The following is a 22958-nucleotide window of genomic DNA, read 5'->3' as shown; positions in this document are numbered from 1 at the left end:
AGGCCACCGGGTGCGTCCCCCTCTGGGGGAAGACGCGAAGCGGCTCAGGGGGAATACACTCCCGGCGGTGTCTCTGTCCAAAGCCGCCTCTACCGTTTCCCTGCTGACCCTGGCCTCCCGCGTGACGGGCCTGGTGCGCGACCTCTTGATGGCCACCCTGTTCGGGGCCAATGCCCTGACGGATGCTTTCAACGTCGCCTTTCGCATCCCCAACCTGTTTCGCCGTCTGTTTGCCGAAGGGGCCTTCAGCCAGGCCTTTGTGCCAGTGCTGGCCACCACCAAGGCGCAGCAGGGTGACGAGGCCACGCGCCAGCTCATCGCGGCCGTGGCCACCGTACTGGCCTGGGTGCTGTTGCTGACCTGCATCCTTGGTGTGCTGGGCGCCCCCGTGCTGGTCTGGGCACTGGCCAGCGGCCTGCGCCACAGTGGCGAGGCCTATGACGCTGCCGTGCTCATGACGCGCTTCATGTTCCCCTACATCGGATTCATGTCCATGGTCGCGCTGTCGGCGGGCATTCTCAATACCTGGAAGCACTTTGCCGTACCGGCTGCCTCGCCGGTGCTGCTTAATCTCTGCATGATCGCCGCCGCCTGGCTGGGGGCACCGCAGCTCCAGGCGCGGGGGATCGAGCCCATTTTTGCCATGGCGGGGGGCGTGATGCTGGGCGGCGTGCTGCAGCTGGCCGTGCAGGTGCCTGCGCTGGCGCGGCTGGGGCTGGTGCCGCGCATCGGCATGACCTGGGGCGCCATCCGTGCCGCCTGGGCAGAGCCCGGCGTGCGGCGCGTGCTGATGCTCATGGGCCCGATCCTGCTGGGGGTGGGGGTGGCGCAGATCTCGCTGATGATCAACACACAGATTGCGTCTTACCTCACGCCCGGCAGCGTGACCTGGCTTTTTTATGCCGACCGGCTCATGGAGTTCCCGACCGCGCTTCTGGGTGTGGCCCTGGGCGTGGTGCTGACCCCGCAGCTCACGGCCGCCAAGGCCGCGGGTGATGCCGAAAAGTACTCGGCCATGCTCGACTGGGGCCTGCGCATTGTGGTGCTGCTGGCCGTGCCCTGTGCGGTGGCGCTGCTCACGTTTTCCACACCACTGGTGGCCACGCTGTTCCACCACGGCAAGCTGGCAGACAGTGATGTGGGGCAGATTGCCGTGGCGCTGTCGGGCTATGGCGCGGGGCTGCTGGGCATCGTGGCCATCAAGGTGCTGGCGCCGGGTTACTACGCCAGCCAGGATGTACGCACGCCGGTCAAGATCGCCATCGTGGTGCTGGTCATTACCCAGCTGCTCAATATTGCGCTGGTGCCGCTGATTGCCCACGCGGGCCTGGCCCTGTCGATTGGCCTGGGCGCGCTCATCAACGCCCTGTGGCTGCTGGTGGGGCTGCTGCGGCGCGGCAGCTACCAGCCACTGCCGGGCTGGGGCAAGTTCGCCCTGCAGGTGGTGGCAGCCAGTGCGCTGCTGGCGGTGTTGCTGGTGTGGAGCTCCCAGCATTTTGACTGGGTGGGGATGAAGGCACAGTCCCTGCAGCGCGCGGGCTTGCTGGCGGCACTGATGGCTGCGGCAGCCTTGCTGTACTTTGGCGCGCTGTGGGCGGCGGGCCTCCAGCTGCGCAAGATGCTGCGGCGCTGATGGGCCTGGAGCGCCACCGCCTGGCAAAGCCCGCAAAAGCCCCGCTAAACCAGAGTATCTGTGGGTTGACGCCGCCGCAGACCAGACTTACAAACCAGCCATGTCCCTGAGCTATTCCGTGCCCACCTCGCTGGAGTACTTTGCATCGCTGGTGCAAAGCGACGAGCACTTTCCGCTGCTGGAGGCGGCGGCCAGCCTGGCGCAGGACGAATACCCCGAGCTGGACATGCAGCAGCTGCTGGGCGATATGGACCAGCTGCTGGCCCGCATCAAACGCCGCCTGCCCACCGATGCCCCTGCGCTGCAGCGCCTGCGCACGCTCAACCAGTTCTTCTTTGCCGACCTGGGCTTCGCCGGCAACATCAACAACTACTACGACCCCGAAAACAGCTACCTCAACGCCGTGCTGCGCACGCGCCGGGGCATCCCGATTTCGCTCGCCGTGTTGTGGATGGAGCTGGCCCAGGGCCTGGGCCTGCATGCACGGGGAATTGCGTTCCCGGGGCACTTCATGGTCAAGGTGCTGCTGCCCAAGGGCCAGGTGGTGCTCGACCCGATCTCGGGCCAGTCATTGAGCCGCGAAGAGCTGGCCGAGCGCCTGGAGCCCTACAAGCGCCGCAACGGTCTGGTGGATGACTACGACGTGCCACTGGGCCTGTACCTGCAGGCCGCCACGCCGCGCGACATCATTGCGCGCATGCTGCGCAACCTGAAGGAAGTGCACCGCACGCAGCAGGACTGGCAACGCCTGATTGCCGTGCTGGACCGTCTCATCGTGCTGCTGCCCGAAGCCTGGGGCGAGTGGCGCGACCGGGGGCTGGCCCATGCCGAGCGGGGCAATACCCTTGAAGCGATTGCCGATTTGCAGGCCTATTTGGCCCACGCCGAGGATGGGCTCGACATCGACCTGATTGCCGACCGGCTGAGCGCGCTGCGCAACGCCAACGGCTGAACCTCAGAACGGGCTGCTGCCCTCTGGCAGCGCCGCCTGCAATTGCGCCACCTGGCGGCGCAGCTCGGTGTTCTCTGCCGTCAGTTCTGCCACGCGGGCCCGTAGGGCCTGGAGTACATCGGCGTCGGCTTCCGTGCCCGCGCTGGCATCTGCGGCCGCAGCGTTTTCATCGTGTGCTGATTCTTGGCGCGGCTTGCGCTTGTTGAGTTCGCGCACGCGTTTGGCCGCCAGCTTGAGTTCGTCCTTGCCCGCCGCGACGGCCGCCACCTGTTCCTGCGCGGGCAGGGTGGCGACAGCCGCCGCTGCATTGATGGAGATGGTGCCGGATTTCACCGCCGCCACCAGCTCCGGCGCTGCCTGCTTCTGGATCTTTTCAATCAGCACCACCTGGCTGCTGCTCAGGCGTGCGGCCCGGGCAATGGCCTCGCGGCTGTGCAGGGGCTCGGGTGCGGGCAGGGCGGCCGCTGCCTCGGGCGTTTCAGATTTTGCGGCGGCCGGTTCAGTTTGCGCGGGCGCGGCCGCGCGGGCCTTGCGGTCGGCCATGATTTCGCGTTTGCGCAGCGCCAGCACCCCGCGTTGAAAATCCGACACACTGCGCCGCCCCAGGTGCTGGTCGATCATCCACAGGTGCACGTCCTCCAGGGACTGAAAGCGCGGGTTCTGCACCGTCTGGAAGGGCAGGCCGTGTTTTTGGCAAATGCCATACCGGTTGTGCCCGTCCACCAGCACGTCGCCCCAAAGCACCAGCGCATCGCGGCAGCCCTCGGACAGGATGCTGCGTTCCAGCGCTTCGTGCTCGTCTGCGGTCAGGGGTTCGATATAGGCTTTGAGTTCTTCGTTGACGACGATGTTCATGGCGCAAGCAAGGCAATTGCGGGGCGGGCAAGGGGCGCGATTGTAGAGGGCGTTTACAGCGCGGCGCGCCAGGGCGCAGGCAAAAGGCCGTTTGCCCGTGACGGCGGCAGGACGAGCATGCGCGGGTGTCATGGGCATGTCACCGCACCGCGCAACCATGGCGGAGTTTCCGTCTTCCGGTCCCTCGGACTGCACCATGTTTTACAGCACCACCCTCGATACCCAGGACCTGATGCAGCGCATCGCCAACGACCTCATTGACAGCTACGACGAAGAGCTGGAGCTGGAGATCGAAGACCGCGAGGTCGATGACATCGGCGCACCCACACCCGGCGACAGGCTGGCGCGCCAGCAATACTTCAAGGACCTGTTTCGCCTGCAGGGCGAGCTCGTGAAGCTGCAGGACTGGGTGCAGCACAGCCGCCAGAAGGTGGTGATCCTGTTCGAGGGGCGCGACGCGGCGGGCAAGGGCGGCGTCATCAAGCGCATCACGCAGCGCCTGAACCCGCGCGTGGCCCGTGTGGCCGCGCTGCCCGCGCCCAACGACCGCGAGCGCACGCAGTGGTACTTCCAGCGCTATGTGGCGCACCTGCCTGCAGCCGGCGAGATGGTGCTGTTTGACCGCAGCTGGTACAACCGCGCGGGCGTCGAACGGGTGATGGGTTTTTGCACCGACGACGAGTACGAAGAGTTCTTTCGCACCGTGCCCGAGTTTGAAAAGATGCTGGTGCGCTCGGGCATCACGCTGGTCAAATACTGGTTTTCCATCACTGATGAGGAGCAGCACCTGCGCTTTCTGGGCCGCATCCACGACCCGCTCAAGCAGTGGAAACTGAGCCCCATGGACCTGGAAAGCCGCGTGCGCTGGGAGGCCTACACCAAGGCCAAAGAGACGATGCTGGAGCGCACCCACATCCCCGAAGCCCCCTGGTGGGTGGTGCAGGCGGTGGACAAGAAAAAGGCGCGCCTGAACTGCATTGCGCACCTGTTGTCGCAGCTGCCCTACCAGGAGGTGCCGCACCTGCCCGTGGTGCTGCCCGACCGCGTGCGCAACCCCGAATACCTGCGCCAGCCCGTGCCTGCCAGCATGTACGTGCCGGAGATTTATTGAGACCTGCACTGCACCGCGGGCTGGGGCGGTTCAGGTGTCTTTCAGCAGGGTGATGGTGGCGATCACGTCCCGCACCTTGAAGGGCTTGATCAGCACGCGCCGCACCTGCAGCGCTTTCATCTTGATGGCGGTGGACGCATCGACCTGAGCGGTGATCACCGCCACGGGCACGCTGGCGCTGATGGCCAGCGCATCGTTGCGCACCTGCTCCAGCAGGGCAATCGCCTCCTGCTGCTGCTCGTCGATGGAGACGATCACTGCTGCAAAATCCTGGTGCGCCAGCCGTTGCTGGGCCATTCGCACACTGTTGACCTGCCGCACTGCAGGCAGGTTCAGCTGGCGGGCCGTGGCCACGATGATGCTGCCGGTCAGCGAGCTGGGCTCGACCAGCAGGATGTCCTGATTGCGGCGCTCGCTCATGGGGTCGCGGTTCCCGGCTCGCGGCGCACCAGCTCTTCCACCGCCAGATCGCGCAGCGAGCCGAGGATGGCCAGGTCGATCTCGTCCAGCGTGCGGGGTTTGCTGTCCAGCAGGCACAGCGTGCCCACGTTGTGTCCATCGGGCAGCCTGAGCGGCGCCCCGGCATAGAACCGGATGAATGGCTCCCCCGTCACCAGCGGGTTGCCTGTGAAGCGCTCGTCCTGGTGCGCATCGGGCACCACCATGATGTCGTCCTGCAGGATGGCGTGGCCGCAGAACGAGATGCTTCGCGGGGTCTCGCACGGGCCCATGCCCACCCGTGACTTGAACCACTGTCGGTCGTCGTCGATCAGCGAGAGCAGTGCCGTGGGCACGTCGAACTCCTGCGCGGCAAATGCCGTCAGGCGGTCAAACCGCTCTTCGGGCGGCGTGTCCAGGATCAGCAACTGGCGCAGTGCCTGCAGGCGGTCCGGCTCGTCGGCGGGGCGGGGTGGTTCTTGCATGGTGGCGACCCGGATGGGTGGTGCGGCAAACGGGCCGATTATCGGCCGGCGTGGCGTGGCGTGGCGTGGCGTGGCGCGGCGCGGTGGGCGGGCGCGGCACGGCGTGCACTTCCCTCCTCAACGGCTGCGCGTGCTGCCCTGCGACGGCGTGCCGCCACGTCCGAACTGGTGCCACGCACGGCGCAGCTGGGTGTCCGAGCTGAAGCCTGCCATGAGCGCGGCCTGCGTCACGTTCTGCCCCGCCTGCAGCGCGGCCTCGGCCGTGGCCAGCCGGATGCGGCGCAGGTAGGCCAGCGGGGCGATGCCCGCATGTTCCAGAAACAGCCGCGTGAGGTGCCGGGGCGAGGTGTGGGCCACGGCCGCCATGGCGGGCACGTTCCACTCAGCCTGGGGCTGGCGGCCCACGGCGTCCTGCACTCGGTGCAGCGCAGCGTGCAGGTGGTTGCGGTGGTGCAGAAAGGGTGACAGCTCGGGGTCGTTGGGGCCGCGGCGCAGGGCCACCACCATGGTTTGTGCCACCTGCGCGGCCACCACGGGGCCGCAGATGTCGGAAATGCGGTGCAGCAGCAAATCGATGCCGGTGGTCACACCCGCGCTGCTGTGCACCGGTCCGTCGGCCACAAACACGCGGTTGGCGGTTACGTCGCAGCGCGGGTCCACCGCGGCCAGTTCTTCCAGGTGGTGGTGGTGGGTGGTGGCGCGGCGCCCGGTCAACAGGCCTGCGTGGGCGGCCACGATGGCGCCTGCGCACACGGTCACCAGCTCGAGCTGGCCGGTGGCCAGGCACAAGCCGCGCAGCCAGTGCAGCAACGCGCGGGCATCGGTGTGGTCAACGTCAATGCGCTCGCCGGGCAGGCCCACCAGCACCACCCATGACGGGGTCGGCAGGGCTTGCAGGGCTTCAGGCAGCGGCGCCAGCCCGGTCAGCATCACGCCCACCGAGGTCACCGATTGTGGCGTGGGGCTGACAAAGTGCAGCACAAAGCGATCGGGCTGCCCCAGCGCGCGCAGGCTCTGGTTGGCAATGCGCAGCGCCTCGGCCGGGCCCGCCCAGTCCAGCAGCAGGCTGTGCGGCAGCAGGGCGAAGTAGACGTGGATAGGACGGGCGCCGTGCCCCGCGGTGGTGTTGTCCACGGCCTGGCTCATCGCAACCCGGGCGGCACAGCCTGCAGGGCGGCAGCCAGCGCCGCGTGCGCAACAGGGTCTGCCGGGCGGTGGCGCACCGCGGCGCTGGCGGGGTGGTTGCCCAGGTGGTTGCCGTTGCGCCAGTTGTGCGCGGGGCGGATGGGGCGGGGCGCAAAACCGCCGCCGCAGTTGGGGCACACGTTGCCCAGCACGGTATCTGCGCAAGTGGCGCAAAAGGTGCATTCAAAGCTGCAGATGCGGGCCTGCAGTGACGTCGGGGGCATGGCAGTGTTGCAGTGCTCACAGGTGGGGCGCAGTTCCAGCATGGGCAAAACTCCGGCGGGTCAGGCGGCCTGCGCCAGCAGATGCTCGGGCACCAGCCGGGCCAGCGCCTGCTGTGCGGTGGTGACGGTGGCAAACCGGCCGTGGAGCACTGTGACGGTGCGGGTCTTGATGTTCTGCGCGCTCAGTATTTCGCCATCGGGCTGCACCATGTCCCAGGTCAGGGTGGCATCCAGGGCGTAGTCCACCTGCCAGCCCAGGTCGCTGGCATGGCGCGTGGTGGTCTCGCAGCATTGCTCGGTGCGGATGCCGCTGATGATGAGGCGATGGATGCCGTTTTGCGTGAGCCACACATCCAGGCCGGTGCCCACCAGTGCGCTGTGGCGCGACTTGGTGAAGGTGGCGGTGGCTTCGAACGGCGCGAGGCCCTGCAGTGGCCGCACATGGCCCGACACCTGCGCGAAGGCGTTCTCGGGCAATTCGGGGCCGTCGCTGTGCAGCACGCGCACCACGGGCACGCCCCGGGCCGCGCAGCCCTGGATCAGTGCGTTCTGGGCGCGCAGGTAGGCGGGCAGGTCGGTGTCGGTGAAGTACGGGCGGTGGCGAAACGACTCTTGTGCGTCAATCACTATCAGACAGGTGTTCATGGCAGGCTCTCTAGGTGGTGGGGAGAATGGCGCCAATGATGCCGGGGCGACGTGCCGGTGTCCGCACCCCTGCAGACAGGAATCGATCATTTTCTGCCATGAATCCTGGCGGTATGCCGGATGTGCGCGGGTTTGCCTTTGCCGCTGGCGGAAGTGACAGAAATTGAAGCCAAATTGGCCACTGGCGCTTACTCAGCAAGCGCAAGCAGCTATCAATTTAATAGTTTTGACGATGGGGGCCATAAGCTGCTATGGTGGCTAGGGTTTTCCCTATATTCCTGTTGCCACTCGTCCAGCATTCCTTTCGCCCATGCCCCGCCGTTCCCGTCTGTTCTCTTTGTCGTCGCTGACCCGGGCGTACCAGCGCAACCTCAAGGCGTTCGCGCGCGCAACGCGGCCGGTGCGGGCCAAGGCGCCGGCCAAGCTGCGGGGGGCGGCGGCCAAAGCGGTCAAGGTGCCTGCGGTGGCGCGCGCTGCCCGGCCTGCGGGCAGGCCCCCACCCGTCAGCGGTGAATGGCTGGCGGGCCTGGCGCGCGGGCCCGCGGGGGCGCGGCGCTACCAGCTGTATATCCCGCCGGGCCTGGCGCTCAAGGCACGCGAGAAGCTGCCGCTTCTGGTCATGCTGCACGGCTGCGGTCAGACGGGGCGCGACCTGGCCGCGGTGTCGCGCATGAACCGGCTGGCGGCGCGCCAGCGGTTTCTGGTGCTCTACCCCGAGCAGGAGCGCATGGCCAACGCCCACGGCTGCTGGAACTGGTTCGAGCGGCGCAACGGCAAGGCCCAGGCTGAAGCCGCCACGCTGCTTGCCGCCATTGACCGGGTGGCCGCCACACACCCCGTGGATCTGGCGCGCGTGGCCGTGGCGGGCCTGTCGGCCGGTGCCAGCATGGCCGTGCTCATGGCGGCGCGGTACCCCGACCGCTTCTGCGCCGTGGCCATGCATTCGGGGGTGGCTCCCGGCACGGCCGAATCGGCGGCCTCCGCCATGGCCGCCATGCATGGGCGGCGCGAGGCGCACCTGCCGGACGTCGTGCCGTCAGAGGCTGCGCCCGCCGCGCTGCCCCCCCTGCTGGTGCTGCATGGGGACGCGGATGGGGTGGTGTCCGTGCGCAACGCTGCCGCCGCCGCCCTGCTGTGGGCGGACGCCCTGGGTGCGCGTGCAGGCGCCATTCGCACCTTGCAGCGCGGGCAGCGCCACGCCATGCGGGTGACCGAGTTCAAGAAAAGCGGCCGCACCGTGGTGGCCCTGCGCGAGATCGTGGGGCTGGCCCATGCCTGGAGCGGCGGCGCGGCGAAGCTGGCTTACAGCGATCCTGCGGGGCCGGACGCGTCGGCCCTGGTGTGGGCGTTCGTGGCGCGGCAGTTTGCAAAATTGTGACACTACTGTCCGGTAAATTTCCTTGATGCATCAGAATAGCTCCGTCTGATGCTGTCCTTGCTCAATCTCATCTCCGGTGAGTGCGTTGGTCACCATCTGTGCCAGGGTGACCTTCTCGAACATGTTGACCTCCGCCAGATGCAGGAAGTTGCGCAATGAAATCCGCGCATGAAACGGCTTGTGGGCGATCAAGGCCATGAGATAGGTACATACCGCAATCCAGATTTGCGAGCGCACCGCGTTCAGTGAGTTGCCGAAGAAGTGTTTGACGTTCAAGTTCTGCTTGAGCCACTTGAAGAACAACTCAACCTGCCAACGCTGCTTGTAGATCGTGGCGATGGTCAGGGCCGATAAGTCCAGGCGATTGCTCAGAAACACCAACTCCAGGCAGCTCACGGCGTCATAAAAGCGTACCCGACGCAAAGGCTGTGGGTAGCCCTTCTTGGAGCGCTCCCCGGTCAGCACAATCGTCTGGTCTGACCAGACTCCTGCCTTGGCGTCGGTGGGGTGCGCTTCAGTGCAATGAAAACTCAAGTTGCCTTTGGCGCGCACCACAAAACTGCATTCCTGCTGCACCAGCAGGTACAGCCGGGCAAAGTCCACATAGCCCCGATCCAGCACTACGATGGAGCCCTTTGGCAGAGCCAAATTGTCCAGCAGGCTCACATCACTGACCTTGCCCGTGGTGATGGTAAGCATGACCGGAATCGCGCCACGCAAGTCGATTACGGTGTGGGCTTTGATGCCTGCTTTAGTAGATCGAAAGTCAGCCCAAGGAAACAGGCTCAGGCACAAATCAATGGTGGTGGAGTCCATGGCATACAACGGCTCCTTAAGGCCCAACCCAATGTCATGGTCTTGGTACAAAGCCAGCGCCATCTCTGTCAGACGATGCCCCAGTGCTTCAAACAATGCCGAGTCGCGTCGCTCGTTGGCATCGGCCAAGGTGGAGCGTGACACCCGCTGGCGCAGGCCCAGGTGATAGAGCTTGCTGCTCTGAGAATTCAAGCACGCGATCAGGTCACGCAAACCCTCTCTGCGGGTGAACTGCGCGTAGGCCATGCAGATGAAGTGACTCCATGCGGTGAAGTCGCGCGTCCATCGGTTGGCTTGGTATTTGTCAACAAGGTGTTCAAAGTGGCTAAACGGCACGACCCCCAGCAGTTGTGCGAAAACCGTGCGCCCAGTGTTCATGGTGTAGACCCCAAAAATGAGGCCACGGTACGCCACGGGCGTGGATCGCGTTTCAAATCGCCGGAATCGAGAATCCTCTGGGAACCCGCGCCCGGCCTATGTCTGAGCTAATTTGCCGGGAGATTTACCGGACAGTAGTGAAATTGTGATTGAAAATGGCCGCCAGCGCTTATCCATCAAGCGCTGGCAGCTATCAAAATTGTAGTTTTTGTCGGTGAAAGGTGTCGCCTGCAGCGATGCGCTGCAACTACACCAGCCGCGCCGCCACCAGCTCTTTTTTCAGGTACGCGTAACACAGCGGCGCCGCCACCAGCCCGGCCGGGCCGAACACGGCTTCGGCCACAAACATCACCGAGAGCAGCTCCCACACGCCCATCTGGGTGCGGCGGCCCACCACCTTGGCGTTGATGACGTATTCGGCCTTGTGGATGAGGATCAGAAACCCCAGGCACGCCACTGCCGCCAGGGGCGACACCGACAGCCCCACGATGGTGATCACCACGTTGCACACCAGGTTGCCCACGATGGGCACCAGCCCTGCAATGAAGGTGAAGGTGATCAGCACCGGCGTGTAAGGCAGCTCCAGGTCCCACAGGGGCAGCACAAACAGAAGGAACAGGCCCGTCAGCAGGGTGTTGAAGGCTGCAATCCAGAACTGCGCGGCAACAATCTGGCGGAACGCCTCGCCAAACAGCGTGATGCGCAACTTCAGCTGCTGGGCCAGCGGCCCGCCGGCCAGCGCGGCGGGGCGCACCGCGGCCAGCGCGCCGATCAGCAGTCCCACGTAGGCAAACAGCACGCCCGCCAGCCACGCGCGTCCGGCCATGGCCAGCGCGCCCGCCTTGGCGCCCAGGTAATTGGCGATGATGCGCTGGATCTCGGCGGCCCCTTCGGGCAGGTGGGTGGCCATGTCCATGGGCAGCTTCAGCCGCAGCTCCAGCACCGTGCGTGCCATGTAATTGAGCAGCTCCTGGTATTGCTGCGGCGCCGTAACGAGATACCCGCGCGAATGCGTCAACCCCGCAGCCAGCAGCGCCAGCGGCAGCAGCATGACCAGGGCCGCCGCGGCGATCTGCGCAACCCGCAGGCCGGATGCGGAGGGCTGGGCCTGGCGCCGCACCCGGCTCAGGCCCTGGGCAAACCAGCGGGTGAGCGCGCGGGTCAGCAGAAAGCCCAGGCACACGCACAGCAGGCCTGGCAACAGGCCGCGCCACATCACCAGCAGCAAGGTGGCGGCCATCAGCAGATAGCTGGCCACCACAATGCCCCGGGTGGGGGGGCGCGGCGGTAGCGTGGCGGGGGCCGGCTCCGGCGTGTGGTGGATGACGACGGGGGGCGAGGGCGGGGTGTGCGCCATGCGCGGAGCGTTCTGAAGGACGGCAGTGCGGTCAGGCCACCACGACGGCAGCCCCGTCACCGCGCGGTGCGATCGTGCCAATTGCGTACACCTGCTCGCCCGCTGCACGCAGTGTGGCGGCCGTGGCTTCGGCGCAGGCCGCGTCCACCACCACCACCATGCCGATGCCGTTGTTGAAGGTGCGGTTCATTTCGATGTCATCAATGCCGGCCGTCTTCTGCAGCCAGGCGAACAGCTCGGTCTGGGGCCAGCTGCCCTTCTTGAGGTGGGCTGCGGTGCCGTCAGGCAGCACGCGGGGGATGTTCTCCAGCAGGCCACCGCCGGTGATGTGGGCCAGGGCCTTGATGGGATGCTGGGCCAGCGCGGCCAGCACGTTCTTCACGTACAGGCGGGTCGGCTCCATGATGGCCTGCTTGAAGGGCCTGCCGTCCAGCGTGGCGGGCACGGTGCCAGCGGCTTCGGCACGGTCAATGCACTTGCGCACCAGGCTGAAGCCGTTGGAGTGCACACCGGACGAGGCCAGGCCCAGCACCACGTCGCCAGGGGCCACGTCCTTGCCGGTCAGGATCTTGCTCTTTTCGACCGCACCCACGGCAAAGCCGGCCAGGTCGTATTCGCCTGCGGGGTACATGCCGGGCATTTCGGCGGTTTCGCCGCCGATCAGCGCACAACCAGAGAGCTCGCAGCCCTTGGCGATGCCGCCGACCACGGCCGCAGCCGTGTCCACGTCGAGCTTGCCGCAGGCAAAGTAGTCCAGGAAGAACAGGGGCTCGGCGCCCTGCACCAGCACGTCATTCACGCTCATGGCCACCAGGTCGATGCCCACGGTGTCGTGCATGTTCCATTCAAACGCCAGCTTGAGCTTGGTGCCCACGCCATCGGTGCCGGAGACCAGCACGGGCTCCTTGTAACGCTTGGGCACTTCAAACAGTGCGCCAAAGCCGCCAATGCCCGCCAGCACACCTTCGCGCATGGTCTTCCTGGCCAGCGGCTTGATGCGTTCGACCAGCGCGTCGCCCGCGTCGATGTCAACGCCGGCGTCTTTGTACGAGATGGGAGTGGAGGGGGCAGAGGAGCTCATGGAGGGGGTGCTTTGGTGCTGGTAGGCCCGCCGGGCGGGCTGGAATCCGGGGATTTTAAGGGGCGCGCTTTGGCGAGCTCTCTCAGCCCTGTGTGACAGGGGGCTTTGGGGTGCGGCCTTGCCGTGCGGATTGCACCAGCACACCGGCCAGCGCCAGTGTGGCAAACAGCATTCCGGCGCCAAACGTGGCGCTGGCGCCCAGCCGGTCCCACAGCAGGCCCGCCAGGCCGCTGGCCACCAGCAGCGCCACGCCGCTGACCAGGTTGAACATGCCAAACGCCGTGCCACGCAGGTCGGAAGGCGCGGTGTCGGCCACCATGGTGGCCAGCAGGCCCTGCGTCATGGCCATGTGCAGGCCCCACAGCGCGATGCCCAGCCAGGCGACTGCGCCCTGGTCGCTGACCGCCAGCAGCGCATCGGCGGCGATCAGCACCACCAGCCCCCAGGCCAGCAGCGTGGTGTGGCGGATGCGGTCAGAGAGCTTGCCCAGCGGGTAGGCGCCCAGCGCAAACACCACGTTCATCAGCACCAGCACCAGGGGCGTCCAGGCCAGCGGCAGGCCACCCTGCTGCACGCGCAGCACCAGAAACGCCTCGCTGAAGCGCGCCAGCGTGAACACGGCGCCCAGGGCCACCACGCTCCAGTAGGCGCAGCCCAGGCGGCGCAGGTTCTCGCGGCGAATGGGATTGGTGCGCACGGCGCTGGCGGCGCGCTCGGGCTCACGCACGCCCACCAGCAGCAAGGCCACGCACAGCACGGCCGGAATCACGGCCACCCAGAACACCGCGCGGAAGTCATTGGCCCACAGCAGCATCAGCCCCATGGCCAGCAGCGGGCCCAGGAAGGCGCCCACGGTGTCCAGCGACTGCCGCAGCCCGAACGCTGCACCGCGCATCTCCGGCGGTGCCAGGTCGGCCACCAGCGCATCGCGCGGCGCGCCGCGGATGCCCTTGCCTACGCGGTCGATGAGGCGCGCCGTGACCACCAGGCCCACGGTGGGAGCGATGGCAAACAGCGGCTTGGACAGCGCCCCCAGCCCGTAGCCCAGCACCGCAAGCGGCTTGCGCCGCCCCCACCAGTCGCTCAGCACGCCCGAGAACACCTTGAGCATCAACGCCGTGGCCTCGGCCGCGCCTTCGATGAGGCCCACCGCGAGCATGCTCACGCCCATCGTGGTGACCAGAAACACCGGCAGCAGGCTGTGGATCATCTCGGACGACACGTCCATCAGCAGGCTGACGAAGCCCAGCGCCCAGATGCTGGCGGGCAGGTGCTTGGAGGGTGAGGCGGGAGAAGTCATGGTGCGGGACGGGCGAGGATGGGCCGGGCGGCGGCCAAAAGAGGTTGGCAGCAGACTAAAATCGCGGCCATTGTCGCCCAGCCCCTGTGAGGGAGCCGGTCGGTGACCACGCGCCGTACGCCACTTTGTCGCCGCGCCTGGCCGCAGTCATCCACGGCCCGGTGCCTTCCCACCCACTTGTGATGCCGCTGCTGACCCTCTTTCTGACCGCCGCTTGCGCACCCACCGCCAGGGCCCGGCCTGTGCTGTGCGGGTGCCGCGCATGACGATGAAGCAACTGGCGCTGGACATCGGCCTGGCCACCGGGCCCACCCTGGAGCGCTTTTTTGCCGGGCCCAACGAGGCCGCGCTGCAACACCTTCGCCTGGCTGCCGGGGCGGGCAGCAGCGAAGCCACGCGGTCCCCGGTGCCCACCTATCTGTGGGGCGAGCCGGGCAGCGGCAAGACCCATTTGCTCCAGGCCGTGCGCCAGGCCCTGCGCGAGCAGGGCTCCAGCGTGGGCTGGCTCGACCCCTCGGTGGCCGAGCCGCCCGATTTTGATGAACGCTGGGCCGCCGTCGTCATGGACGACGTGCACCTGTACAGCACCGCCCAGCAGGCCACCGCCTTCAATTGGTTCGTCAACGCCATCAGCCCTGCCAGCGGCAGCCAGCGCTGGGTGCTGGCGGCGGGCGACCTGCCCCCGGCGGACCTGCCGCTGCGCGACGACTTGCGCAGCCGCCTGGGCTGGGGCCATGTGTTTCAGCTGCAACTGCTGGGCGAGGCCGAGCGCCGCGCCGTGCTGCGCCAGGAGGCCGACGCACGCGGCGTGTTCCTGGGCGACGAAGTGATGGACTACATGCTCAACCGCTTCTCGCGCGACCTGGGCAGCCTGATGCAGTTGCTGGACCAGCTCGACGCGTTTGCGCTGCGCACCCAGCGCGCCATCACGATTCCGCTGCTGAAAACCATGCTCGAGTCGGAATGACGCTGCGCACCTCTTATTGCCCTTTGTGACACTGAATGACTACTGAACCCCGCCGCCTGCGGCTTGCGCTGTTTGACCTGGACCACACGCTGCTGCCGCTCGACTCCGACTACGAGTGGGGCGAATTCACCATCCGCATCGGCTGGAACGACCCCGTGGAGTTCGCTCGCCGCAACGACGAGTTCTACGCCCACTACCAGGCCGGCACACTCGATGTGCACGACTACGTGCGCTTTGCCACCGAGGCTGTGCGCCTGCGCGGCCCCGAGGCCGCGGCGAATGCGCACCAGCAGTTCATGCGCGAGGTCATCACCCCGGCCATCAAGCCGCAGGCGCTCGACCTGATTCGCCAGCACCAGGCGGCGGGCGACGAGGTGTTGATCGTCACCGCCACCAACGAGTTCGTGACCACGCCCATCGCCCAGGCGCTGGGCGTGCCGCAGTTGCTGGCTGTGCAGCTGGCGCGTGACGCCAGCGGCTGGTACACCGGCGAGATTGACGGTATCCCGACCATGCGCGAAGGCAAGGTGCGCCGCATGGAACAATGGCTGGCCGGGCGGCAGCTCAGCTGGGCCGACGTGGACAGCACCTTCTACAGCGACTCCATGAATGACGTGCCCCTGCTGGAGAAGGTGAACCACCCGGTCGCCACCAACCCCGACCCGCGCCTGCGCGCACTGGCCCAGGAGCGCGGCTGGCGCATACTGGACCTGTTTGCAGCGCCCGCCAGCCAGACGGCCTCCTGACCCCTGCGCACGCGCAATCCCCTGACGACTCCCTACCCATGATCAAGAAGTTCCTCGACAAACTGATGGGCAAATCGACGCCCGGCACCGCAGGCGGCAAGCCCCACTTCGGCAAGCGCGAAGAGGTGCCCGCCAGCATGCACGGCATCAACCCCGAGCTGGTGGACCGGCGCGCCGCCGATGTGGTGGCCACACTCAAGCAGGCGGGCTTTGAGGCCTACATCGTGGGCGGCGCCGTGCGCGACCTGCTGCTCGGCCTGCGCCCCAAGGACTTCGACGTGGCCACCAACGCCACGCCCGAGCAGGTCAAGGGGCTGTTTCGCCGCGCCTTCATCATCGGCAAGCGGTTTCGCATCGTGCACGTGGTGCACGGGCGCGGCCGCGAGCACGAGGTGATCGAGGTATCCACCTTCCGCGCCTACCTCGACAATGCCGCCGCCGGCCAGGTGGCGGGCAACGAGAAGACCAGCAAGGCGCAGCTGTCGGGCATGCAGCATGCTGTGGACGCCAGCGGCCGCGTGCTGCGCGACAACGTATGGGGCCCGCAGGACGAAGACGCCACGCGCCGCGACTTCACTGTGAACGCCATGTACTACGACCCGGTGAGCCAGATCGTGGTGGACTACCACAAGGGTTTGCAAGACGCCAAGAAGAAGACACTGCGCATGATTGGCGACCCCGCCACACGCTACCGCGAAGACCCGGTGCGCATCATCCGTGCCGTGCGGTTTGCGGCCAAGCTCAGCCCGCTGGGCTTCAGCATCGACGCCAAGTCGGCGGCGCCGCTGGTGCAGTCGCAGACCCTGCTGGCCGAGGTCCCGCAGAGCCGCATGTTTGACGAAATGCTCAAGCTGCTGCAGACCGGGCATGCCATCGCCACCATCGAGCAGCTGCGCAAGCTGGGCATGTCCAAGGGCATCTATCCGCTGCTCGATGTGGCCGTGGAGCGCGCCGACACCCCGTTTGTCAAAGCCGCCCTGGTGGACACCGACCGCCGCGTCAACGAAGGCAAGCCCGTCGCGCCCAGCTTCCTGCTGGCCTGCGTGCTGTGGGACGACGTGCGCAATGGCTGGCAAGAGCGCCTGAACCAGCGCCAGCACCCGCTGCCCGCGCTGCAGGAGGCCATCGACGAGGTGTTTGACAAGCGCATTGGCGACGTCTCAGGCCGGGGCAAGCTGGCCGCCGACATGCGCGAGATCTGGGTCATGCAGCCGCGTTTTGAAAAGCGCGTGGGCAACACGCCGTTTGGCATGGTGATGCAGCCGCGCTTTCGCGCCGGGTTCGACTTCATGCGCCTGCGCGCCGATGTGGGCGAGGTGGATGAGGCGCTGGCCGAATGGTGGCAGGATTTCCAGACCGCCGACGACGAGCGCCGCGACGACCTGATGGACCAGGCCAAGGAAGAGCAGAAAGCGCGCCAGAAAGCGCAGCCCGTGGTCAAACGCGTGCCCCGCGCCGCGCCTGCCGCCGACCCGCGCGGGTTGCCCCGTGCCGAGAGCAACGGCCCTGCCGAGGGCGACTCGGAGTTTCCCTCCGAAGGCGGCGCCCCCAAGAAACGCCGCCGCCGTCGTCGCAAGCCCGGTGGTGCCGGAGGCACCGAAGGCGGTGCAGGCGCAGCCCCTGCTGCGGCCGGCGAGTGAACCTGCCAGGTCCCGAAAAGCACGGCGAACGGCCCGCGCCGGTCTATGTGGGACTGGGCGCCAACCTGGGCGAGCGTGAAACGGCGTTGCGCACTGCGCTGGCGGCCATCGGACGGTTGCCAGGCACGCGCGTGATGCGGGTGTCGCCCCTTTATGGCAGCGCACCGTTGGATGCCGGCGGGCCGGACTACCTCAACGCCGTGGCCGAGCTGGCTACCACGCTGACCCCCCAGGCCCTGCTGGCTGCGTTGCAAGCCATAGAACTTGGCGCCGGGCGCGAGCGCCCCTACCGCAACGCCCCGCGCACGCTGGACCTGGACATTCTGTGGTTTGGCGGCCAGATCATTGACAGCCCGGCACTCACCGTGCCCCACCCCCGCATGGCCGAGCGTGCGTTTGTGCTGCGCCCGCTTGCCGACCTGGCACCAGAACGCGTGGAGGCCGCGTGGCTGCAGGCGGTGGCGTCGCAGGACATCCAGCGGCTGCAAGGGCCGAGCTGGGCGGATAGGGTGGATCGCGTGGATTGACGGTGATTTGCTCCTGAAAAAGGAGCTGCTAGCGCTTGATGGACAAGCGCTGGAGGCTAAAAACACTTGAAAATCGTTCCCCACGCGCCGGGCTCACCCGCACCGTTTGAAACCGGTGCGGCCCAACGCCAGTCCCCCCGTGCAAGGGCCGCCCCGCCGCACCGGGGGCGTCGCCCTTGGGGGAAGCGGCGCAGCCGCCCAGGGGTCAATCAACCTTCGCACCCGAGGCCTTCACCACCTGCTGGTACTTCGCGCGTTCGGCGGCCATGAAGCTGTCGAACTGCTGCGGCGTGGTGGGCACGGGTTCAGCCAGCAGGGCGCCGAAGCGGGTTTTGGTTTCGGGGGCGTTGAGTGCCGCCACGAACGCCTTGTTCAGCTTTTCAATCACCGGCTTGGGGGTGGCTGCGGGTGCCACCAGGCCCCACCAGGTGTCGATGGAGAAACCCTTGAACGAAGCGGACAGTGGGGGCACGCCCGGCAGCGACGGGGAGGCGTCGAGCGAGGTCACGGCCAGGGCCTTGAGCTTGCCGGCGCGGATGTTGGGCGCAGCGGCGGCCAGGTTGTCGATGTTGAAGTCCACCTCGCCTGCCAGCAGCGCCAGCTGCGCCGGGTTGGCACCCCGGTAGGGGATGTGCAGGGCGTAGATGCCGGCTTTCTGCTTGAACATCTCGCCCGCCAGGTGGCCCGCGCTGCCGTTGCCGCCGCTGCCGTAGTTGAGCTTGGCAGGGTTGGCCTTGGCATAGGCAATGAGGTCGGCCACGGTGTTGATCTTGAGCTGCTCGGCCTTGGCGGCGTTCATCACCAGCACATTGGGTACGCGCACCATCTGCGTGATGCCGGCGAAGTCCTTGCCTGCGTCATAGGGCATCCTGGCGTACAGCCAGGGGTTGACCGCATGCGTGGCCGTGGCGGCGATGCCAATGGTCAGCCCGTCCGGCGCGGCCTTGGCCACGTAGTCGGCGCCGATGTTGCCGCCCGCGCCGCCCTTGTTCTCGATGATCACGGTGCCCAGCGAGTCGCGCACCCGCTCGGCCAGCGCCCGTGCCGTCACGTCGATGGGACCGCCCGGGGCGTAGGGCACAACCAGCCGGATCGGCTGGCCCGAGTCCTGCGCAAAGGCCGCGGTGGACGACAGGGAAAAGGCCGCTGCGGTGGCTGCGGCGCTGGCGAGGGAGAGGAGGTTTCTGCGGTTCATGGACGCCATTGTGCAAAAAATTCGTAAGCAAGCTTACGAAGACCTTGTGAACGGCAGGTGGACCCGTCGTTTCAGGTGTCGCGTGGCATGGGCTGGGACAGGCCCAGGCCTTCCACCAGCAGGCCGAGTTCGTGGGAGCTGCGGATGTCCAGCTTGAGGAAGATGGCCGAGCGGTGCGTGTCCACCGTGCGCGGATCGATGGGGCGGTCCGGGTCGCGCAGGGTCAGGGCGCGGGCGGCCTCCTTGCTGCTCATGCCGGTGGCCAGGAGCCGCGCCACTTCCTGCTGGCGGGGGCTCAGGCTGCTCCACCGCTCGCGCAACAGCTGCTGGCGCTGGCTGCGGTGGGCCTGTACCTGCGAGAGCTCGGCGGCGCGGGCCACGGCAGCCAGCAGGGTTTGTTCGTCGCAGGGCTTTTCGAGCCAGTCCACCGCGCCGTGCTTGACGGCGGTGACTGCCGAGGCGAGCTCGCCGTGCGCCGAGAGGAAAACCGTCTTGACCACGGCGTCGCGCTCGCGCATGGCATCAAACACCTGCAGGCCGCTCATGCCGTCCATGCGCAGGTCCAGCAACACGCAGCCGGGGTGTGCGAGGTCGGCTCCGGCCAGAAACTCGGGGCCGCTGGCAAAGGTGCGAGGGGCGTGCCCGCCGGCCAGCAGCAAGGCGGCCAGGGAGTTGCGCACGCCCTCGTCGTCGTCCACGACATAGACATGGGCGGCGATCGTGGCAACGGGGGTGTTGGTCATGGTGTGGAAGGCAGGTGGGGCAGCCGGATTTCAAAGACCGCGCCGCCGCCCTCGCGGTTGCGTGCGCGCAGCTCGCCGCCCATGCTTTCGACGATGGAGCGGCAGATGTTCAGGCCCAGCCCCAGTCCGTCGGAGCGCGTGGTGAAGAAGGGTTCGAACAGCCGCTCCGCGATCTCCGGCGGCAGGCCGGGGCCGCGGTCGAGCACCTCCAGGCAGGCAAAACGTCCGTCGGAGATGGTGCGCAGGAGCAGTTCCCGGTCTGCGGGCGGCGTGCCGTGGGCCTGCATGGCTTGCAGGGCGTTCAGGCCCAGGTTCAGCACCACCTGTTCGAGCAGCACGCGGTCTGCGTTCACGCGTTGCGGGCCGGGCGCCAGCTCCAGCCGCACCGCCACGCCATGGCGCCGGGCCTCGGCGCGCAGCAGCAGGGCCAGGGACTGGTCCACGGTGGCATTGAGATCACAGGGCTCGCGCGCCTCGGGGTGCTGGCGCACCCAGCGGCGAATGCGCCCGACGATGTCGGCAGCGCGCAGCGCCTGGCTGGACAGCGCGGTGAGGCTGTCGTTCAGCAGATCGGTCTTGCCCTGGGCCGCGAGCGAGCGTGCCGCCGCCGCATAGTTGACCAAGGCCGCCAGCGGCTGGTTCAGCTCATGCGCCAGGGTGGATGCCATCTCGCCCACGGTGATCACGCGCTGCACGCGCTGCAATTGCGCCTCGCGCTGCTGCTGCTGTTCCTCGGCACGTTTCTGCGCGGTAATGTCCACCACCGAACTCATCCAGCCAATGTGCTGGCCGTCGCCGTCGATGAGCCGCGCGGTGTACACCATGGTGTGCACGTCGGATCCGTCGCGGTGGCGCAGCCGCGATTCAAAGCCCTGCGGCGCTGCCTGGCCCGCCAGTGCGGCCTCGCTGTTCTGCCAGTGCCGCTCCAGTTCGTCGGGGTGCCAGTAGGGGTACGGCGGGAGGCGCCCGATCAGCTCGGAGGCCGTGTAGCCCACCATGTCGCACATGGCGGCGTTCACGTAGACGATGCGGCCTTCCAGGTCGCGGGCGCGCATGCCCACCAGCAGCGAGTCCTCCATCGACTGCCGAAACGCCTGCGCCTGCTGCAGCGCGTGGGTGCGTTCGTGCACGCGCTGCTCCAGTTCCGCGCGGGCCTGGCGGTTTTCCTGCAACCGCCGTTCGCGCAATTGCCAGTACAGGGCGCCCAGCACCAGCAGGCCGGATGCCAGGCTTGCCAGCGCCCAGGCCTGCTGGCGGGCCAGCGCCACCACCCTGCTGTCGGCCGTCAGGGTGAGGGTCCAGCCAAGGTCCGGCAGGGGTTCCTCCAACGCCAGGTATTCGCGTGCGTTGCCAGGCATGCGCAGCTCGGAGCCGGGCTGGTCGGGGCGTTGCACCAGCTCCCACGGCACGGCCGCCGGAATCCACTGCGGCCCGTACTGCTCATCGTGCTGCACCTGCCCGACCGCCTGCGGTGTGAGGGGCCTGCTCACGCGGTACAGCCAGGATGCCTCGGAGCCCAGAAAGACAATGCCCCGTTCGTCCGTGACGAACACCGGGTCGCGCAGCTGCGCCCAGGTGTCCACGATGGGCTCCATGCGCACCTTGACGGCCACCACGCCGATCACCTTGCCAGCACTGTCCGTGATGGGGCCGGAGGCGAACAGTCCGGGCGCGCCCGTGGTTTTGCCCACACCGTAAAAGCGCCCGGCCTTGCCTTGCAGCGCGTCCCGGAAATAGGGGCGGTTGCTGTAGTTGTGGCCCAGAAAGCTGCTGGGCGTGTTCCAGTTGCTGGAGGCGAGGGTGAGGCCCTTGTCGTCCATCACATACAGCGTGTCGGAGCCTGCGTGGGCGTTGACGGCCTGGAGGTAGGCGTTGGCGGCTTCGCGCATGTGTGCGGAGTCGGGGTTGCGCAGCAGGTCTTTCACCACGGGCTGCTGCGCGGCGGTGAATGGCAGGTAGCTGTAGCGCGTGGCCACGCCGCGCAGGGCCAGCGCCTGCACCTCGGCAGAGCGGCGCAGGTTGTCCCACTGGTTTTCCATCTCGGCCCGCGTGGCCCATTCGCCCGCACCCAGCACCAGCAGGATGGCCACGCCCAACACGGTAAGCACCGGTCGTGTGCCGCGCAGCTTGGCGCGCGCCCGCGAGAGCAGGGACACAACGGCGGCCGGCGCGGGTACGGGTGCCATCACATCCTTGAGCGGGAGCGGTGGGGTGGGCAAGCCGTCGGGGCTTCAGCCGCCGCGTTTGTCTGCCTCCGAGGTGAACGAATCGGCGTAGAACTCCTCGGGGGGCAGGCCGCGGTGGGCGCTGTAGGCGTCGCGCGCAGAGTCCACCACGATGGGCGCGCCGCAGGCGTACACCTGGTAGCCCGAAAGATCCGCAATGTCGTCCAGCACGGCCTGGTGCACAAAGCCGGTGCGGCCCGTCCAGCCGTCCTCGGGCAATGCATCCGACACCACGGGCACATAGCGAAGGTGGGGCATCTGTGCCGAGCGGGCGACGATCCAGTCGCTGAGATAAAGGTCTGTCGGGCGCCTGCCGCCCCAGTACAGCACGGTGGGGCGGCTTATGCCCTTGAATTGCATGTGCTCGATCAGCGCCTTGATGGGCGCAAAACCGGTGCCTGAAGCCAGCAGCACGATGGGTTTGTCGGAATCTTCGCGCAGGAAAAAGCTGCCGAACGGGCCTTCGACCCGCAGGATTTCTTTTTCCTTCATCGCGCCGAACACATGGTCGGTGAACTTGCCGCCCGGCATGTGGCGGATGTGCAGTTCCACGCCCGGCGCCTCGGCCTGCTTGTGGGGCGCGTTGGCCATCGAATAGGCACGGCGGGCGCCGTCACGCAGGATGAATTCGATGTACTGGCCTGCGTGGTACCGGAAGGTATCGGCGGCCGGCAGTTGCAGGCGCACCTGCATCACGTCGTGCGACTTTTTCTCCAGTGCAGCCACGCGCACCGGCATCTTCTTGATCGGATAGGCGCTCTCATCCGTGACCTGGCGCGATTCCAGCACCACGTCGGTCAGGGGCTGCGCGCAGCACGTCAGCACCAGGCCCGCTGCCTCTTCGTCGGCGGTCAGGGCCTTGGACTGGTGTTCGCCGTGGTGCACGGCGCCGCTGAGTTTTTTGCACTTGCAGGAGCCGCAGGCGCCGTCCTTGCAGCCATAGGGCAGGCCGACGCCGTTGCGGATGGCCGCCGCAAGAATGGCCTCGCCCGCGTTGGCACTGAAGGCGCGGCCGCTGGGCTGCACGGTGATCTGGAAAGCGGTCTCTGCGCTGGTCATCGAATGGGTATCCTTGAG

General features: G+C 67.3%; 22 protein-coding genes. 8 read left to right on the top strand and 14 right to left on the bottom strand.

The genetic code is table 11. The features are described 5' to 3' along the window. Positions 1-67: 67 nt before the first annotated feature. Together murJ and AAFF19_RS17715 are read left to right on the top strand one after the other, a co-directional pair. The gene (gene murJ / locus AAFF19_RS17720) at positions 68-1633 is read left to right on the top strand and encodes a murein biosynthesis integral membrane protein MurJ (protein ID WP_342720681.1); all 1566 of its coding nucleotides are present in this window, start codon (positions 68-70) and stop codon (positions 1631-1633) included. 100 nt (positions 1634-1733) lie between these two features. Then, entirely contained in the window at positions 1734-2585 is an 852-nt protein-coding gene (locus AAFF19_RS17715) for a transglutaminase-like domain-containing protein (protein ID WP_008905689.1), read from the top strand. A gap of 3 nt (positions 2586-2588) precedes the next feature. Here the strand turns inward: AAFF19_RS17715 and AAFF19_RS17710 are convergent, their stop codons facing one another. After that, a complete protein-coding gene (locus AAFF19_RS17710) occupies positions 2589-3440 on the bottom strand; it encodes a plasmid replication/partition related protein (RefSeq protein WP_342720680.1) in 852 nt (283 codons plus the stop codon). A gap of 196 nt (positions 3441-3636) precedes the next feature. On the opposite strand from AAFF19_RS17710, the gene ppk2 reads away from it, so the two are divergent. Next, entirely contained in the window at positions 3637-4551 is a 915-nt protein-coding gene (gene ppk2, locus AAFF19_RS17705) for a polyphosphate kinase 2 (protein WP_342720679.1), read from the top strand. 30 nt (positions 4552-4581) lie between these two features. On the opposite strand, the gene AAFF19_RS17700 is transcribed toward ppk2, so the two are convergent. The 5 genes from AAFF19_RS17700 to AAFF19_RS17680 form a co-directional block, all read right to left on the bottom strand. After that, a complete protein-coding gene (locus AAFF19_RS17700) occupies positions 4582-4971 on the bottom strand; it encodes a histidine kinase (RefSeq protein ID WP_342720678.1) in 390 nt (129 codons plus the stop codon). Continuing rightward, positions 4968-5474, bottom strand: coding sequence for a GAF domain-containing protein (locus AAFF19_RS17695; protein ID WP_342720677.1), 507 nt, complete (start codon positions 5472-5474; stop codon positions 4968-4970). Before AAFF19_RS17695 ends, AAFF19_RS17700 begins: the two co-directional genes overlap by 4 nt. A gap of 117 nt (positions 5475-5591) precedes the next feature. After that, the gene (locus AAFF19_RS17690; protein ID WP_342720676.1) at positions 5592-6620 is read right to left on the bottom strand and encodes a helix-turn-helix domain-containing protein; all 1029 of its coding nucleotides are present in this window, start codon (positions 6618-6620) and stop codon (positions 5592-5594) included. Continuing rightward, positions 6617-6925, bottom strand: a complete 309-nt coding sequence (locus AAFF19_RS17685; protein ID WP_342720675.1) for a DUF1272 domain-containing protein — start codon at positions 6923-6925, stop codon at positions 6617-6619. The genes AAFF19_RS17690 and AAFF19_RS17685 overlap by 4 nt, the downstream gene beginning before the upstream one ends. A gap of 18 nt (positions 6926-6943) precedes the next feature. Next, the gene (locus AAFF19_RS17680; RefSeq protein ID WP_342720674.1) at positions 6944-7528 is read right to left on the bottom strand and encodes an isochorismatase family protein; all 585 of its coding nucleotides are present in this window, start codon (positions 7526-7528) and stop codon (positions 6944-6946) included. Between the two features lie 310 nt (positions 7529-7838). Between AAFF19_RS17680 and AAFF19_RS17675 the strand changes: the two genes are divergently transcribed. Beyond that, on the top strand, positions 7839-8906 hold the full coding sequence (locus AAFF19_RS17675; protein WP_342720673.1) for a PHB depolymerase family esterase: 1068 nt from the start codon (positions 7839-7841) through the stop codon (positions 8904-8906). A 30-nt stretch (positions 8907-8936) separates the two neighbouring features. On the opposite strand, the gene AAFF19_RS17670 is transcribed toward AAFF19_RS17675, so the two are convergent. From AAFF19_RS17670 to AAFF19_RS17655, 4 genes are all read right to left on the bottom strand, one after another. Continuing rightward, positions 8937-10100 carry an IS4 family transposase gene (locus AAFF19_RS17670; RefSeq protein ID WP_342721872.1) on the bottom strand — a complete coding sequence of 388 codons (1164 nt, stop codon included), beginning with the start codon at positions 10098-10100 and terminating at the stop codon, positions 8937-8939. Between the two features lie 247 nt (positions 10101-10347). After that, on the bottom strand, positions 10348-11457 hold the full coding sequence (locus AAFF19_RS17665; protein ID WP_008905680.1) for an AI-2E family transporter: 1110 nt from the start codon (positions 11455-11457) through the stop codon (positions 10348-10350). A gap of 31 nt (positions 11458-11488) precedes the next feature. Continuing rightward, complete coding sequence (gene purM / locus AAFF19_RS17660; RefSeq protein ID WP_342720672.1) at positions 11489-12538, bottom strand: phosphoribosylformylglycinamidine cyclo-ligase; 1050 nt, start codon at positions 12536-12538, stop codon at positions 11489-11491. An 82-nt stretch (positions 12539-12620) separates the two neighbouring features. Continuing rightward, positions 12621-13838, bottom strand: coding sequence for an MFS transporter (locus AAFF19_RS17655; RefSeq protein WP_342720671.1), 1218 nt, complete (start codon positions 13836-13838; stop codon positions 12621-12623). Positions 13839-14106: 268 nt separating this feature from the next. On the opposite strand from AAFF19_RS17655, the gene hda reads away from it, so the two are divergent. The 4 genes from hda to folK are packed head-to-tail and all read left to right on the top strand — an operon-like array spanning position 14107 to position 17718. After that, on the top strand, positions 14107-14805 hold the full coding sequence (gene hda / locus AAFF19_RS17650; RefSeq protein WP_182119947.1) for a DnaA regulatory inactivator Hda: 699 nt from the start codon (positions 14107-14109) through the stop codon (positions 14803-14805). 35 nt (positions 14806-14840) lie between these two features. Beyond that, on the top strand, positions 14841-15551 hold the full coding sequence (locus tag AAFF19_RS17645; RefSeq protein WP_008905676.1) for an HAD family hydrolase: 711 nt from the start codon (positions 14841-14843) through the stop codon (positions 15549-15551). Between the two features lie 38 nt (positions 15552-15589). Beyond that, the gene (gene pcnB / locus AAFF19_RS17640) at positions 15590-17191 is read left to right on the top strand and encodes a polynucleotide adenylyltransferase PcnB (RefSeq protein WP_342720670.1); all 1602 of its coding nucleotides are present in this window, start codon (positions 15590-15592) and stop codon (positions 17189-17191) included. Next, positions 17188-17718 (top strand): 2-amino-4-hydroxy-6-hydroxymethyldihydropteridine diphosphokinase, encoded by a 531-nt coding sequence (gene folK, locus AAFF19_RS17635; RefSeq protein ID WP_008905674.1) that lies wholly within the window; start codon positions 17188-17190, stop codon positions 17716-17718. Before pcnB ends, folK begins: the two co-directional genes overlap by 4 nt. A 205-nt stretch (positions 17719-17923) precedes the next feature. Here the strand turns inward: folK and AAFF19_RS17630 are convergent, their stop codons facing one another. The 4 genes from AAFF19_RS17630 to AAFF19_RS17615 form a co-directional block, all read right to left on the bottom strand. Further along, entirely contained in the window at positions 17924-18913 is a 990-nt protein-coding gene (locus tag AAFF19_RS17630; protein WP_182119874.1) for a tripartite tricarboxylate transporter substrate binding protein, read from the bottom strand. Between the two features lie 71 nt (positions 18914-18984). After that, on the bottom strand, positions 18985-19656 hold the full coding sequence (locus AAFF19_RS17625) for a response regulator (RefSeq protein ID WP_008902768.1): 672 nt from the start codon (positions 19654-19656) through the stop codon (positions 18985-18987). Next, positions 19653-21842 carry a PAS domain S-box protein gene (locus AAFF19_RS17620; protein WP_342720669.1) on the bottom strand — a complete coding sequence of 730 codons (2190 nt, stop codon included), beginning with the start codon at positions 21840-21842 and terminating at the stop codon, positions 19653-19655. Before AAFF19_RS17620 ends, AAFF19_RS17625 begins: the two co-directional genes overlap by 4 nt. 45 nt (positions 21843-21887) lie before the next feature. Beyond that, the gene (locus tag AAFF19_RS17615) at positions 21888-22940 is read right to left on the bottom strand and encodes a CDP-6-deoxy-delta-3,4-glucoseen reductase (protein ID WP_342720668.1); all 1053 of its coding nucleotides are present in this window, start codon (positions 22938-22940) and stop codon (positions 21888-21890) included. Positions 22941-22958 lie beyond the last annotated feature (18 nt).

The organism is Acidovorax sp. FHTAMBA, assembly GCF_038958875.1.
Classification (GTDB): domain Bacteria; phylum Pseudomonadota; class Gammaproteobacteria; order Burkholderiales; family Burkholderiaceae_C; genus Acidovorax.
This window is presented reverse-complemented; position numbering and strand designations above follow the sequence as displayed.